The sequence below is a fragment of the Allobosea sp. TAB14 genome (assembly GCF_052113865.1).
GTDB classification, from domain to species: Bacteria; Pseudomonadota; Alphaproteobacteria; order Rhizobiales; family Beijerinckiaceae; genus Allobosea; species Allobosea spartocytisi.
In genome coordinates this window covers 1-12,422 of record NZ_JBFRDQ010000163.1, presented here as the reverse complement: position 1 = coordinate 12,422, position 12,422 = coordinate 1, and the positions used below count along the sequence as shown (strand labels likewise).

Annotated in this window: 11 protein-coding genes, 1 tRNA gene and 1 pseudogene; 5 read left to right on the top strand and 8 right to left on the bottom strand. The window is 67.2% G+C overall.

What is annotated here, in order from left to right; all coding sequences use genetic code 11:
• A partial coding sequence (locus tag AB4Y99_RS21020; protein ID WP_441524687.1) for a glycoside hydrolase family 3 N-terminal domain-containing protein occupies window positions 1-893 on the bottom strand: 893 nt, incomplete at its 3' end.
• 352 nt (window positions 894-1,245) lie between these two features.
• Between AB4Y99_RS21020 and AB4Y99_RS21015 the strand changes: the two genes are divergently transcribed.
• Window positions 1,246-2,853, top strand: coding sequence for a glucan biosynthesis protein G (locus tag AB4Y99_RS21015; protein ID WP_441524686.1), 1,608 nt, complete (start codon window positions 1,246-1,248; stop codon window positions 2,851-2,853).
• A 135-nt stretch (window positions 2,854-2,988) separates the two neighbouring features.
• Here the strand turns inward: AB4Y99_RS21015 and AB4Y99_RS21010 are convergent.
• From AB4Y99_RS21010 to cpdR, 4 genes and pseudogenes are all read right to left on the bottom strand, one after another.
• Window positions 2,989-3,879: pseudogene (locus tag AB4Y99_RS21010) on the bottom strand (MFS transporter); the annotation flags it as partial.
• A gap of 62 nt (window positions 3,880-3,941) precedes the next feature.
• Window positions 3,942-4,388 (bottom strand): VOC family protein, encoded by a 447-nt coding sequence (locus AB4Y99_RS21005; RefSeq protein WP_038363802.1) that lies wholly within the window; start codon window positions 4,386-4,388, stop codon window positions 3,942-3,944.
• A 481-nt stretch (window positions 4,389-4,869) separates the two neighbouring features.
• A tRNA-Val gene (locus tag AB4Y99_RS21000) sits at window positions 4,870-4,944 on the bottom strand.
• 164 nt (window positions 4,945-5,108) lie between these two features.
• Window positions 5,109-5,468 carry a cell cycle two-component system response regulator CpdR gene (gene cpdR / locus AB4Y99_RS20995; RefSeq protein ID WP_038363805.1) on the bottom strand — a complete coding sequence of 120 codons (360 nt, stop codon included), beginning with the start codon at window positions 5,466-5,468 and terminating at the stop codon, window positions 5,109-5,111.
• Window positions 5,469-5,723: 255 nt separating this feature from the next.
• Here cpdR and AB4Y99_RS20990 point away from each other — a divergent pair, with 255 nt between their 5' ends.
• Window positions 5,724-6,644 carry an N-formylglutamate amidohydrolase gene (locus AB4Y99_RS20990; protein WP_441524685.1) on the top strand — a complete coding sequence of 307 codons (921 nt, stop codon included), beginning with the start codon at window positions 5,724-5,726 and terminating at the stop codon, window positions 6,642-6,644.
• Between the two features lie 336 nt (window positions 6,645-6,980).
• Window positions 6,981-7,763, top strand: a complete 783-nt coding sequence (gene hisN, locus AB4Y99_RS20985) for a histidinol-phosphatase (protein ID WP_038363807.1) — start codon at window positions 6,981-6,983, stop codon at window positions 7,761-7,763.
• On the opposite strand, the gene AB4Y99_RS20980 is transcribed toward hisN, so the two are convergent.
• Window positions 7,668-8,723: an alpha/beta fold hydrolase gene (locus AB4Y99_RS20980; protein WP_441524684.1), complete on the bottom strand. Its 1,056-nt coding sequence runs from the start codon at window positions 8,721-8,723 to the stop codon at window positions 7,668-7,670. The genes hisN and AB4Y99_RS20980 overlap by 96 nt on opposite strands.
• Before the next feature lie 321 nt (window positions 8,724-9,044).
• Here AB4Y99_RS20980 and AB4Y99_RS20975 point away from each other — a divergent pair, with 321 nt between their 5' ends.
• Window positions 9,045-9,518, top strand: a complete 474-nt coding sequence (locus AB4Y99_RS20975; RefSeq protein WP_441524683.1) for an Hsp20 family protein — start codon at window positions 9,045-9,047, stop codon at window positions 9,516-9,518.
• A gap of 233 nt (window positions 9,519-9,751) precedes the next feature.
• On the opposite strand, the gene AB4Y99_RS20970 is transcribed toward AB4Y99_RS20975, so the two are convergent.
• Both AB4Y99_RS20970 and AB4Y99_RS20965 read right to left on the bottom strand, forming a co-directional pair.
• Entirely contained in the window at window positions 9,752-10,618 is an 867-nt protein-coding gene (locus AB4Y99_RS20970) for a hypothetical protein (protein ID WP_441524682.1), read from the bottom strand.
• 90 nt (window positions 10,619-10,708) lie between these two features.
• Entirely contained in the window at window positions 10,709-11,764 is a 1,056-nt protein-coding gene (locus tag AB4Y99_RS20965; protein WP_441524681.1) for a threonine aldolase family protein, read from the bottom strand.
• 434 nt (window positions 11,765-12,198) lie between these two features.
• Here AB4Y99_RS20965 and AB4Y99_RS20960 point away from each other — a divergent pair.
• Window positions 12,199-12,422 (top strand): hypothetical protein (locus AB4Y99_RS20960; RefSeq protein ID WP_441524680.1); only part of this gene is annotated, 224 nt, incomplete at its 3' end.

Here is a 12,422-nt window from a genome sequence, read left to right as displayed (position 1 = left end):
CTGACGGTGACGCCCTTGAAGCCCCATTCCTTGCGCAGGAGATCTTGCAGCAGCCAGGTATTGGAGGTCGCGGGGACGCCGTTGATGGAGTTGAGCGCGACCATGACGCCGCCGGCGCCGGCATCGATCGCAGCCTTGTAGGGCGGCAGATAGGTCTGGCGCATCCGCAGCGGGCTCATATCGACCGTGTTGTAGTCGCGCCCGCCCTCGACCGCGCCGTAAAGGGCGAAATGCTTGACCGCCGCCATGATGGTGTCGGGCTTGTCGGGCGAGGTGCCCTGGAAGCCGCGCACGCTGGCGCGGGCGCATTCCGAGACGAGATAGGGGTCCTCGCCGAAGCCTTCGGAGGTGCGGCCCCAGCGCGGGTCGTGGCCGATATCGACCATCGGCGCGAAGGTCATGTCGACGCCGTCATTGCAGGCCTCGACGGCCGAGACGCGGGCCATCCGTTCGATCACGGCCATGTCGAAGCTCGACGCCAGCCCGAGCGGGATGGGGAAGGTGGTGCGGTGGCCGTGGACCACGTCATAGGCGAAGAACAGCGGAATCTTGAGGCGGCTGCGCTTGACGGCGGCCTCCTGCAGCGGCCGATTGTCGCGCCGGATGACGGTGTTGAAGGAGCCTGCGATACGCCCGGCCGCGACCTCGTCCATCAGCTTGGCATGCGGCATTTCGGGGCCGATGCTGATCAGGCGGAGCTGGCCGATCTTCTCGTCGACGGTCATGCGTTTGATGAGGTCGTCGACGAACGCCTTCTTGGCGGCGTCAGAGGGCTTTCCGGCCCGTTTCGGCGTTGCCAGTGCGGGATTCGCGGTCATTCCCACCGCCAGCGCGGCCCATGAGATGGCTCCGAGCGCCTGCCGCCGGGACAGGCCGTTCCTGCTCTCCTCCATGCGGGAACCATCCCCTCGCCGGTCGGCGACTGGCACACTGTTCTGATTGTCCATGCTGTGTTCGTTCACTTCGATCGAGGTTGGCGGGGGAGGCGCGGGCGCGGGTCGAATTGGTCGGCGCTCATTCCTTGACCCTTGTCCCCACGATGGRCATGTGTGCTCGGACGCGCCTCTGCCAGTGCAGGACCGGCGCACGTCCTGCCATTCGTTATGTAAGGGAGCTTCTGTGAACTTGTCGACCCGTCCCGCGGCCGCACCCTGCGATCCGACCCGACGTTTCTCGATCCGGTCCACCCAGGCTTCGTTCGGATTCAAGCCTTCCCGGCGGAGGCCCGGCCTTGCAAGGCTGCAGGTGGCTCTGGGCTGGCTGGTGGCCGGCACGCTCGCCTTCTGCGCCTCCGCGATGGCGCAGGAACGCCCGGCCTTCGGGCTGGGCGAGGTGGTGGCGCGGGCGAAGGCGCTGGCGGCGGCGCCCTATGCCGCGCCGGTCAGCAACCTGCCAGACGTCTTCAGCAAGATGCAGTTCTTCGACTACCAGAAGATGCAGCCCCGGCGCGATCGCTTCGCCTGGTCCGAGCTGGACACGCCGTTCAAGCTGTCCTTCTACCACCAGGGCATGCAGTTCAACACGCCGGTCAGGATCAACGAGATCGTCGACGGCGCCGTGAAGGAGATCCCCTACGATCCCGGCCGCTTCGATTTCGGCGACCTGCATTTCGACCGCGAGCAGACCAGCAAGCTCGGCTGGGCCGGGTTCCGGGTGTTGTTTCCGGTCAACGAGCCCGGCAAGAACGACGAGATCATGAGCGTGCTGGGCGCGAGCTATTTCCGCGTCATCGGCAAGGGCCAGATCTATGGGCTGTCCGGGCGCGGGCTCGGCATCGACACCGGCCTGTCGATTCCGGAGGAGTTCCCCGCCTTCCGCGAATTCTGGATCCGCCGCCCGGCGGCGCTGGACACGTCGCTGACCTTCTATGCCCTGCTCGATTCCCCGCGTGCGACCGGCGCCTATGAATTCACCCTGACGCCCGGTTCTGACGCGGTGCTCGCCGTCAAGGCGCGCGTCTTCCAGCGCCCCGGCGGGAAGCCGGCCCTGTTCGGCGTCGCACYGCTCACCAGCATGTTCCTGTACGGCCCCAACCAGCCGTCGCCGGTCTATAATTTCCGCCCCGCGATCCATGATTCCAACGGGCTCGCGATTCATGCCGGCAATGGCGAATGGATCTGGCGCCCGCTCAACAATCCGCCGATGGTCGCGCTCAGCAGCTTCGCGGCCGAGAATCCGAAAGGCTTCGGCCTGCTCCAGCGCGGCCGCTCGTTCTCGCGCTACGAGGATCTCAAGGACCGTTACGATTTGCGCCCGAGCGCCTGGATCGAGCCGATGAACGACTGGGGCAAGGGCTCGGTCCGCCTCGTCGAGATTCCGACAGCGGACGAGACCAACGACAACATCGTCGCCTTCTGGGCGCCGGACACGCTTCCGCCCCCCGGCCAGCCGATGCAGTTCGACTACCGCATGCACTGGACCATGGATGAGCCGGCCATCATGAAGGACGGCCCGGCCCATGTGCTGCAGACGCTGCGTGCCACGGGCGAAATCTATCAGTCCAACCTGATCCGCGCCGGCGACGGCACGCTTGCCTTCCTCGTCGATTTCAAGGGGGAGCGGCTGCGCGACCTGCCTCAGGGTGCGCCGGTCACGGCGCTCGTCAGCGCCAACGACAATGTCGAGGTGGTGGGCACGCTGCTCCAGCCCAACCCGGCCATCCAGGGCTGGCGCCTGACCTACCGGATCAAGGTCAAGGACTCCACCAAGGTGTCCGAGCTGCGGGCCGCGCTGGAGGCGGATGGGCGCACGCTCACCGAGACCTGGAGCTTCCAGCTTCCGCCCCTGCCGGCCAGCATGTCGCCCGGCGACAGGGAGCGTTATCTCAATCTCCTGCGGATTGGGCAGCAGTAGTGCTGCGAGCCGGGGGCATCCGCCCTCGAAGCGACGATCCCGCGCCGGGCACCGACCCCGCGCGGGCAGGCGCCGGATCGGCTGGGCGCGCTGTCATGCCGGTGCCATGTCCCGCTGCCTGCCGGCGAACGGCCGGAAGGTCATCAGGACCAGCATCGCCGCCAGCCCCAGGGCCCAGGAGGCGGCGCGCTGGGCGCCGAAGCGGTCGCCCGCGACACCAAAGCCGATGCGGCCGAACATGCCGGCCAGCCCCTCGACGCTGTAGATCGAGACCGCCGCGATCATCGGGATGCCGCAGGTCACGGCATAGCTGACCGTGTGGAAGATCGGGCCGGAATGGGTGGCACAGCAGAAGAAGTTCGCCAGCATCAGCGTGATGAATTGCGGCGAGCGGACGGCCTGCCGGACCGTCATCCCTTCTTGCGGCCCTTCCGTCGTCGTCCCGGCCTCGGCGTGATCGAGCGCGGGCGGGCGGCGCACGAGGAGCGCGGCCGGGATCATCAGCGCCGCCGCAATGCCTGCGATGATCAGCATGGCGTCGCGCCAGTCATGGATGGTCACCAGCCAGGCCGCGAGCGGCGCCATGGTCATCGGCGCCATGCCCATGCCGGCGGAGACGAGTGAGACGGCAAGCGCGCGCTGCGTCTCGAACCAGCCAGTGACGCAGGCCATCATCGGCGCGAAGACGGCGGCCGTCGCGCCGCCGACCAGGAGACCGAACAGGAGCTGGAACTCGACCAGCGACTGCGCCCGGCTGGCGAGCGCGAGGCTCGATGTCAGCACGATCGATCCCGTCAGCACCACCGGGCGTGGCCCGAACCGGTCGGAGAGGTTGCCCCAGACCATGCTGGCGCCCGCCATGGCGAGAAAGCCGATCGTCATCGCCGTCGATATGCCGGTGACCGACCAGCCGGTGTCCTGCGACATCGGCCGCAGGAAGACCGGCAGCGAGAACATGGCCCCGACGGCGGCGCAGCCCAGCAAGGCACCCGCAGCGACGATCACCCAGCGATAGGGATGGTTCATGACATTCTCCGGGATGCGCCGGCGCCGGCATCCATATCCTTCAACCGGTGTTTCGGGGCGGATCAGCTCTGCGGCGGCCGCCAATCGGCCGAGGGCAGGGTGTTGACCATCCAGGGGATGCCGAACTTGTCGACGAGCGAGCCGAAGCCGGGCGACCAGAAGGTCTCGGCGAACGGCATGCCCACCTTGCCGCCTTCCGAGAGCTGCTCGAACCAGCGCTGGCTCTGCGCCTTGTCGGTGCCGTGCAAGGTGACGTCGAAGCCGTTCTTGGGCTTGTCGATGTTGGAGGCCCAGCCGACATCCATGTCGGCGCCCATCAGGGCCTGATCGCCGACCTCCAGCCAGCAATGCATCAGCCAGCTCTTGTACTTCTCGTCGCTGATCGGCATGCCGGGAGGCGCGTCGGCATAGGGAATGGCGGCGGTGATCTTGCCGCCCAAGACCTTGGCGTAGAATTCAAATGCCTCGCGGCACTGGCCGCGGAAGCTCAGGCTGGTCACGATCTTCATGGTCGTCTCCTTTGTGATCGGGCTTCGGCGCGCATCAGGCGAGATCGATGGCGCCTTCCGCACCGGGCTCGCCTGTCGGCCGGCGCGTCACCTCGACGATCCCCGCCGTCGTCGAAGAGCGAGGCGCAAAGGGGCGCCGCGTCTTCCGCGTGGCCGCCCCGGAACATCAGGACGTGCAGCATCGTGGACACGGTCCGATTCCTTCCAGGCGGGCGCGGAGAACGGTTGCCCTAGCCGGTCGGCGGTTTCTTCTTCGTTGATATCAACGTAATGATCGCGCCGATGTCAACCTTGCGGCCGCGCGTTCCTGCCAGCTCCTGTCAGTGGGGAGACGGTGCCCAGGCTGGCCGCGTTTCCGGGGCGGCGGGGCAGTCCCCATGGTGTTCGCAGATGAGGCCGAGTCCTCGTCCGGTGGTGCGGTCGCCATCGCGTCGAGGCAAGAAAAAACCCTGCAAGAGCTGAGTCTTGCAGGGTTCGAAAATGGTGGGCGCGACAGGGATCGAACCTGTGACCCCTACGATGTCAACGTAGTGCTCTCCCGCTGAGCTACGCGCCCGTCAGCCGCCCTTGGCGACTTTCAGAAGCGTGTCCGGGCCTTGCGGCCGCAGTCACGCTGCGAGGTGAGGGGGCTATAGCGGCTCGCCTCGCTGCTTGCAAGGCGTTTGCCGCATAAATTCTCACAGGCCATCCGACACCCCGTTGCAGGGTGCCGAACAGGCTTCAGGCGGCCAGCAATTTCTCGACTTCGTTGACGAGCTCGCGCAGGTGGAAGGGCTTGGAGAGCACCTTCGCATCCTTCGGCGTCTGCGAATCGGGGTTGAGCGCCACGGCGGCGAAGCCGGTGATGAACATCACCTTGATGTCGGGGTCGAGCTCGGTGGCGCGGCGCGCCAGCTCGATGCCGTCCATCTCCGGCATGACGATGTCCGTCAGCAGGAGCTCGAAGGGTTCCTCGCGCAGACGATTATAGGCCGACAGGCCGTTATCGAAGGAGGCGACGTCATAGCCTGCATTCTGCAGGGCCTTGACCAGGAAGCGACGCATATCGTTGTCGTCTTCCGCGAGCAAAATCTTCGTCATGGGCCTGTTCTGTCCGTCCCCGAGGCCGGTCTCTCCCGGCGCTGCCCGGGCGATGCCGCGTCCGTTTCAATGCGTCTGGCGCCCGCGCCGCCGTCGGGGCCGATGCGGCTGGGTAGCGACCCCGCCGCTTCGTTGGAACCATGCCCTCTTATAAGGCCAGATCGTGGTAAACAACGCGTGAATCCACTGTTGCACGACAGCCACCCTTTCGGCGCCGCTTCAACCCGTTCGGTTTGTGTGCTTCAGTCAGGTGAAATGAGCTTTTCCTCTGCCCCGTTTCCGCCCGCGCCCGACGATGTCGTCGGCGAGATCGACCGTCCCTACAGCCTGTACCAGCCGGCGCTGCAGGTGGTGCCTGTGGTCGTCGATGTGCCCCATGCCGGGCGGCGTTATCCGCCGGGCTTCGTCGAGCAGGCGCGCTTGCCGCTCAAGGGGCTCAGGCGCTCCGAGGACGCTTTCGTCGACCGGCTGTTCGCGCAGAGCGTCGCGCTGGGAGCTCCGCTGCTCGTCGCGGAATTTCCCCGCGCCTATCTCGACGTGAACCGCGAGCCCTACGAGCTTGATCCGCGGATGTTCGACGGACGGGTGCCGCCCTTTGCCAATACGCGCTCGATGCGGGTCGCCGGCGGGCTCGGCACGATTCCGCGAATCGTCGGCGATGCGCAGGAGATCTATTTCGGGCGCATCCCGATCGCGGAGGGCCTCGCCCGGATCGACGCGCTCTATCGCCCCTATCACGCCGGACTCCGCGGGCTGGTGCAGCGGACGCAAGGGGCGTTCGGCACCTGCATCCTGGTCGATGCCCATTCGATGCCTTCGGCCGGGCTCGACCGCGAGGGGTCGGCGAAATCGGACATCATCCTGGGCGACCGATTCGGCACCAGCGCGGCCGGCTACATCATCGACATCGCGGAGGAGGCTTTCGCCCGGCTGGGCCTGAGCGTCACGCGCAACCGGCCCTATGCCGGCGGCTTCATCACGGAGCATTACGGCGCCCCCGCTGCCGGTGTGCATGCGCTGCAGATCGAGGTCAACCGTGCGCTCTACATGAACGAGGCGACGCTCGAGCCGCATGACGGCTTCGAGACCTTGCGCGACGCCATATCCCGCGCGCTTGCCGATTGCTTCGCCCGCTGGAGCGGCTGGCTCGACGAWTGGCGCGAGGCGGCCGAGTAGCCGCCCCCGTGGCCGCGACGCGACATCGGCCAGCCAAGAAAAAAGGGCCGCACACTTGCGTGGCGGCCCAAGTCTAGGGAGGAAACGCCCAAGGAGGGCAAGCGAAGGTTTGAAGCGATCTCCCCTTCGCAGATGCACAATAAGACTGTGCGGCGCAAAAACGCAAGCGGATTTGTCGGATATCAAAGCAGCCATGCGTTGAATGCATGGTTGACCCCGAAAATCGTTGCAAACAAAACGATCTATGACATTTGGCAGAGGGCTGCGATCTCGCCGGGATCGGACTATGGGCAAGGTTATGTTGCAGAGCACAATAATCCAGCAAGGGACGTCGCGATGAGTGCGGTCGATTTCGGTGCCTTCGTGGCGGATCTGGCGACGCAGTCGGGCCAGGCGATCCTGCCGTTCTTCCGGGCGCATCATACGACCGAGGACAAGTCGGGCGGGGGCGTGTTCGACCCGGTCACCGAGGCCGACCGCGCCGGCGAGACGGTCATGCGCCGCCTCATCGGCCAGCATTTCCCGGAGCATGGCCTGCTCGGCGAGGAGTTCGGCAGCGAGAACACCGATGCGGACTATGTCTGGGTGCTCGACCCGATCGACGGCACGCGGGCCTTCATCTCAGGCATTCCGGTTTGGGGCACGCTGATCGGGCTGACGCGCAAGGGCGTGCCGGTCTATGGCATGATGCACCAGCCCTTCACGGGCGAGCGCTACTCCGGCGACGGGCGCGAGGCGCGCTATGAGGGCCCCGGCGGGCCGCGGCGGCTCAGGACGCGGCAGGTGCCGGACCTTGCGGCGGCGACGCTGATGACGACCTCGCCCGCGCTGTTCCAGGGCGAGGAGGCGCAAGCCTTCCAGCGCGTCGAGCGCGCGGTGCGGCTCTCGCGCTATGGCTGCGACTGCTACGCCTATTGCATGCTTGCGGCCGGCCATGTCGATCTGGTGATCGAGAGCGGCCTGAAGCCCTATGACATCGTCGCGCTGATCCCGGTCATCGAGGGCGCCGGCGGCGTCGTCACCTCATGGGATGGCGGGAGCGCTGCTGGGGGAGGCCGCATCGTCGCCGCCGCCAGCGAGGCGCTGCATGAGGCCGCGCTCGATCTTCTTGCCGGCTGAGGCGGCCTCTGCCTGGTCCTGGCCGGGGATGAAGGCGTCGAAGGCGGCCCAGAACCGGGCGCGGATCGCATCGTTCTCCATCAGGATCTCGTGGCGCGCCTCGGGGAAGACCAGCGCCGAACCGGTCTTGAGGCGGGCCGCGAAGCGTTCGATCGCCGGCGTCGAGACGACGGGGTCCTGTCCGGCGGCGATGATCAGGGTCGGCACCTTGACGTCGAGCGCGGCCGAGGGGGCGTTGAGCCGCGCCATTAGCCGGAAGGCGTTGCGGACCCAGGCGATGGTCGGGTCGCCGATGCTGAGATGGCGCGCCTGCGCCGACAGCCTGCTGTTGCGGGCATAGCGAACCGGGTCGCTTGTCAGCCGGTTGCCCGCGAAGGGTTTCGTCGCAATGGCGGTGTCGCCGCCGCCGGGGACGAAGGCGCGGCCGAAGCCGAGCCAGTACAGGATGCTGGCGAGGCGGCTCGCCCCGGCAGGGTTCTTCACCATGGTGAGGCCGAGCATGGGGGCGAGCGCGACCATGCGCGAGACCGGCAGCGCGCCGTGACGGGCGGCATCGAGGCAGAGCGCGGCGCCCATCGAATGGGCCAGGACGAAATAGGGCGGCGGGAATTTCGCCTGCATCTCCGCCATCGCCAGGGCGAGGTCGGCCTCGTAATGCTTCAGCCGGCCGACATGGCCCTTGCGCTCGCGGCGGACGAAGCGCTGCGAGCCGCCCTGGCCACGCCAGTCGAAGGCGAGGACATGGAAGCCGCGCCGGCGCAATTCGGCGATCGTCTCGCTGTAACGCTCGATGAATTCGGCCCGGCCCTGGACGAGGACGATCGTGCCGCGCACCGGCTTCACGGTCGGGTGCCAACTGGCGAGGCGCAGGGCGGCGCCGTCGCGCGTCGTCGCCAGCCAGACTTTGCCATGGCCCGGGACGGGATAGTCGGGATCGGCGAAAAAGGCGGCCTCGGCCATTGCTGCTCCGGGCAATGACGCCGGACCGAAAAGTGGACATCACCCTTCGAAAAAATCCGATGTCATCACGATTAGATCGATCGCCGTCATCGCGTCCGGTGGGACGCAAGGCGACCTGAGCTCACGCCGCCTGCCGGCCACGCGAACTCGTATCGGGCTTCGTCAGGCCCCGTTTATGCCCTTGGCGCGAGGCTCTTGAAAAGCCGAAAACGCTTCCCCAGATCACTTCTGCGCAGGCCGGAACCGGCTGCGTGAAACCCAACAGGGCCCGCGCTCAGGCGAGGCGGGCTGCGATGAATGTCGCTTTCCGGAGGACACATCATGCGTCATTTCGATCTCTCCCCCCTCTACCGCTCGACCGTCGGCTTCGACCGCCTGTTCTCGATTCTCGACCAGGCGACCAGCAATGATTCGGCCCCGAGCTATCCGCCCTACAATATCGAGCGTACCGCCGAGAACGCCTAMCGCATCACCATCGCGGTCGCGGGCTTCGGCGAGGCCGACCTCTCGATCGAGAGCAAGGAAAACGCGCTGACCGTCAAGGGCGAGAAGCAGGCCTCCGACACGGCCGAGAAGCGCGAGGTCCTGCATCAGGGCATCGCCGCACGCGCCTTCGAGCGTCGCTTCCAGCTTGCCGACTATGTGCAGGTGACGGGCGCCAGCCTCGAGAACGGCCTGCTCCATATCGACCTCGTGCGCGAAATCCCCGAGGCCAAGAAGCCGCGCCAGATTCCGATCGGCGCCGGTTCGGCCAAGGTCATCGAGGCCAGGGTCGGGACCGCCAAGGCGGCGTAATTCCTCACGCCCCACGGTTTGAAGAGCGAGGGCTCCCGGTGACGGGAGCCCTTTTCGTTTGGCTGCGGAAACACAGCCGTCATGGTCGGCCTTGTGCCGGCCATCCCCGTCTTCCCTGATCGAGGGCGGTGTCCAAGACATGGATGCTCGCCACAAGGGCGAGCATGACGAGGGTGGAGCCGGCGTCCCGTTGACCGGCTGGGGACTTCGCGGACGTCGCGAGCCCCCAAAAGTCACTGCAGCGGCGTGACCGGTGCGATCGGCGTTTCAGGCTTGGGGTTGGCCGTGCCGGTATCCTGTCCCTGCACCGGAGCCAGCGGTACGGCGGCCTCGGCGGAGGCCGGCGGTGGCGCTGAGAGCGGCGGCTGGCGTTCGGCCGTGTCGGTGCCGCGCACATCCTGCGGATTCACCAGCTTGGGCTTTTCGGTGCCGTTGTCCGGGTTGACCGGGCCGGGCGAAGGCTCGGCGGGGGCGGCGGCCGGGGGCGGCGTCTGCGTCGCCGGCGCGCTGGCCTCGACCGGGGGCTGCGGTGCGGGTGGGGTCGGCGCCTGCTCCGGCGCGGGCGGGGCGGCCGGCGCGGGTGGAACGATGGTCGCGGGGGCGCTCGCCTCGGCCGGGGGCCTCAATTCGGCCGGGCGCTGCGGCGGCTTCGGCACGAGTCGCGGTCGCGGCGGCTCGCGCTCCTCGCGTGGGTCGACGCGGGCGATATTCGGCCCCAGGTCGGCCTGGCCGTTGCGCAGCGGCACGCGGCGGATCAGGTTGCCGGCGAAGGCATCGAGGATCAGCCGCTGCCGCTGGCCGTTCGCCCGCATGCCGTCGACGACATAGGCGTCCTCGCTCCGATAGAGGCGGTCGATCCGGACGAAGCCGTAATTCTCGGYGGCGATGCGGCGGATGTCGTAGGCCGTCACCGGCTCGGCGATGCGGGGCGCGGAACGGTAGCCATATCCGTAGCCATAGACATAGGCTGGCGGATAGGGCGCCGGCTCTTCGTAATAATAAAACTGGGCGGCGGCGCCTCCCGCCGAGCCGGCGAGTGCACCGGCCACGGCCAGACCCATCAGGCCGATGTGCCTCGACGCGGTCGAACGTTGTGCCATGCCATCTTCCTTAACGAGGTGTCGCGCCTTTCAGTCTTCCTTAGCGATTGCGGCAGGCATGGGGCCGGACCGGGCCGAAAAATCCCTGTGTCAGTCGGAGATCGCCGCGATCAGCCGGCCGACCTCGCCGGGATCGGTCGCGAAGGACATGACGAAGCGGCCGACGATCTCACCGTCCTGCAAGGCATTGTCGGGGGCGAGCGAGCGGCCGGGCCAGGAATGGTAGCGCACCTCAGCCGCCGTCAGCCGTTCCTGTGTGGCGGGAGGCAGGATCAGGAAAACCTCGTTGGCCTGGCAGGGCCAGGCGAGGCGCGCCTCGCCACCGTTGCCGACCGCATCCGCAAGACGCTTCGCCTGCGCATTGGCGTGGCGGGCGAGATCGAGCCAATGGTCGTCGGCCAGCAGGGCCTCGAACTGCGCGCCGAGGAAGCGGCCCTTCGACAGGGTCTGGCCGGCGCGCTTGCGGCGCCATTTCATCTCCTCCGCGCGGCCGGGGTCGAAGAAGACCACTGCCTCGACCGCCCAGGCGCCGTTCTTGGTGCCGCCGAAGGAGAGCACGTCGACACCGGCCTTCCAGGTGATCTCGGCCGGCGTGCAGCCCAGCGTGACCAGCGCATTGGCGAAGCGCGCTCCGTCCATATGGACCGTCAGATTGCGGGCCGTGACGGCCTCTTTCAGGGCGCGGATTTCGGCCGGGGTGTAGATCGTGCCGCATTCCGTCGCCTGGGTGACGGAGAGGGCCTGGGCCTGGACATTGTGGAAGCTGCCCTCGTTCAGGTTGCCCAGAGCCCGCGTCACCGCCTCTGGCGTCAGCTTCCCGCCGATGCCGGGGAGATCGATGAGCTTGGCGCCGTCGCTGAAGAATTCCGGCGCGCCGCATTCGTCCTCGACGATGTGGCTTTCCTCATGGGTGATGACGGCGCCCCAGGGCCTGACCACGCTGGCGAGCGCCAGGGCATTGGCCGCGGTACCCGTGGTGACCAGGAAGGCGGCGACCTCCCGCTCGAACAGCACTGAGAGGCGCTCCTCGACGCGCTTCGTCCAGTCGTCCGCGCCATACCCCGCTGCGGGGCCGCCATTGGCAGCGGCGAGGGCGGCCATGACGCGGGGGCTGGCGCCGGCGGTGTTGTCGCTGATGAAGTTCATGGAGGAAAGGGTTATGGGGCGGCCCAGCTTCTGCCAAGCGACGAAGGCGGGGAGGGGGCTTGCACGCCGTGCCGGTCGGGACAGGCTCAGAACAAGAAGCGTATCGCCGGAGTCGGGCTTTCATGCCGGAAATGTCTCGTGAGAATCGGATATCGCAATAAAATTTCGTTTCTGCCTCAAATCGGTGCTTGTGCGCAGATTGGAATTCTGGCAAATTCGTCTCGATAGGACAGTGTTGCTGTCCCATTTTTCATCGCGCCGACCAAAAGCCGTCCCAGGCTGAGGTCGCGCCGTCGCAACGGAGGCGAGCATGACGAAAGGCCGGGCTAATGACGCCAAAGCCGACCGTACGCGCGCCGTCCGTAAAACGACGGCCTAAGACAGGCGCGACCGGGCGATAGCCGCCCGAAGCGCCTGCGGAGGACGCGGGCGCGGTGGAAACAAAGCGCAAGCAAGCCTCTGACAAAAGACAAGGCCGATCCGTTCTGGCCCCTTCCTTGCTGCCGGCTTCCGGCCGGCTCGGAAAGACCGGCGCGGAAAGGGATGGTGTGGGCTTGATACGCCTGCCCGCCGGCATCGCGCCGGTGGGTTCCGGCGAGCGGGGTTTGACGATGAGCGCGACCAGCCAATCGAACGAGGATATCGGRCGCTTGCCATC